General features: G+C 38.8%; 4 protein-coding genes. All 4 read right to left on the bottom strand.

Features of this window, described 5'->3' with window-relative positions; genetic code table 11:
* Positions 1 to 210: 210 nt before the first annotated feature.
* Positions 211 to 738, bottom strand: a complete 528-nt coding sequence (locus H5203_RS22385) for a GNAT family N-acetyltransferase (RefSeq protein ID WP_182820367.1) — start codon at positions 736 to 738, stop codon at positions 211 to 213.
* Positions 739 to 857: 119 nt separating this feature from the next.
* Positions 858 to 1,289, bottom strand: coding sequence for a hypothetical protein (locus tag H5203_RS22380; protein ID WP_182820366.1), 432 nt, complete (start codon positions 1,287 to 1,289; stop codon positions 858 to 860).
* Between the two features lie 211 nt (positions 1,290 to 1,500).
* Positions 1,501 to 1,602, bottom strand: coding sequence for a transposase (locus H5203_RS23070; RefSeq protein WP_259398928.1), 102 nt, complete (start codon positions 1,600 to 1,602; stop codon positions 1,501 to 1,503).
* 58 nt (positions 1,603 to 1,660) lie between these two features.
* A partial coding sequence (locus H5203_RS23065; protein ID WP_259401996.1) for a transposase occupies positions 1,661 to 1,847 on the bottom strand: 187 nt, incomplete at its 5' end.

Raw genomic sequence — 1,847 nt, 5'->3', positions numbered from 1 at the left:
TAACAATTTACCGTGGGTGAATAATATCTATTAGATCACAGTAACTCTGTGGGTTCAAGGTTAAAAAACAATCAAGTAAAATGTGTAGAACCAGTTCCTAAAAAGAGTAATTCTACAGCCTCAACGCATTACTCATGGGCTGCCGCAGCGCAGCGTAGGCAGTCCCGTGGAGGCCATGCTTTTATGGCCGGAACGAAATTAAGTAACTTGTTATAAAGTCGATTTGCATAGGTGGTAAATGTAATCATCAACAAGTTGCCCCTTAATTAAGGTATTTTTCTTTAAGCACGCTTCTCGAACAAACCCCAACTTTTCCAGCACTTTAAAAGAACCAACATTACTGACCGAGCATGTTGCAACTAACTTATTTAAACCCAGCTCGGTTAATGCAAAATCTCGAACTAACTTTAAAGCTTCAGCAGCGAAGCCTTTACCCTGAGCATCTAGCTTAATCATAAAGCCGACTTCAGCGACTTTTGCTTCATGGTCCACTATTTTAAGTCCAATATTTCCAAGTTTTTTAGTTGAAGCTAGGTCAGATATACCGAAGGAAAGCCATCCTGTGCCATTGCTGTCCCAGAGCTGAGCTTTGACTTCAAATGCAGCTATTGCCTCTTCATATGTGCAAGGCTCATATACATGAGTCATCATTTTCGGACACATAGATATTTGAATAAACAGCTCTCGATCAGAATTATCGAGTGGTGACAGCTTTACCCTATGACCTATGAGATCCACAATATTTCCTAGACTTTATAACGCTTCAATAAGGAGTTAGCAGATTATGGCGTGACGATTGCGAATACAAGCGGCATGACATGAGCTGATAATCTCTGTTAATTGATTTGTTAGGTGCTTTAAAGCTCCAATCCACTTTTTTCAACCAAATAACCTACTAGAATATTAAATCCTGATAGCTGTTCAGTAACAGATAAAAACCTTTTCCCTGAACTATCATATAGATGCAAAACTTGAGCACTAGCCACATGGTTTATTTTTGAAATAGATTCCCAACTTCTGACATCAACTTGATTGCCCCGTTTAATTTCTATCTTGTCTTCGTTGACATAAATGTCTGCATTCATGAACGGTAATGTTGATAGTGCGTGAGTGGTCATATACAAGCATCCGCCACCCAAGAATGCGGCAGATAAAATAGCTAACACTTCATAACGCTGATACCAAACAGGTATTCCCAGACAATACAAAGAAACACCTAACATAATAGGTAGAAACACCCATCCTATTATACGAATCCAAATAGGATGAGTAAGCTTAATCTCTTCCATTCATCGGCACCTAACGAGGCTGTAGAATAACTCGTTTTTAATTTATTTTTATTGATGTATTAACCATAGCCGAGTTCCTATTTTGATTCAATCGGTTACTTCGATTTTACGTGAAATATAAAAAGAGGATTTGCTGTTGCTTTAATGGGCGTTTTGGAAGGTATGACAGGTGTTTAAGTGGCTTATTTGGAGAGGTAGCAGCTTACCTTTATTAATGCGTCCTGTTTTGCAGCTTTTCTATATTATGAACTAAGCAATACAGTTGCCATTGGGCATTCACTTTCGTTTGACCGCGTAAGGTCAATTTATTCATGCCTTTGTTAACTGTAATATTCCGCTGTCTATTTAAAGGAAAGCAGGCTCTATACAGCCTAGTCGTTTACCATTCCTTCTATAAAAAGCTGTCGTCGTCCCATTGGGCTGTCTATTTTGGCCTTCATTTTGTCGATGTAGCTTAGCTTTTTACGCGATTCATCATTTTTAAACTGAACTTGCCGTCCTGTTTTTATAGGTGGCTTTCGCATACATTGCTGTTGCAGTGGGCATACCTTGCAATCT

The sequence above is a fragment of the Pseudoalteromonas sp. SG41-1 genome, assembly GCF_014164575.1.
Classification (GTDB): domain Bacteria; phylum Pseudomonadota; class Gammaproteobacteria; order Enterobacterales; family Alteromonadaceae; genus Pseudoalteromonas; species Pseudoalteromonas rhizosphaerae.
This window is presented reverse-complemented; position numbering and strand designations above follow the sequence as displayed.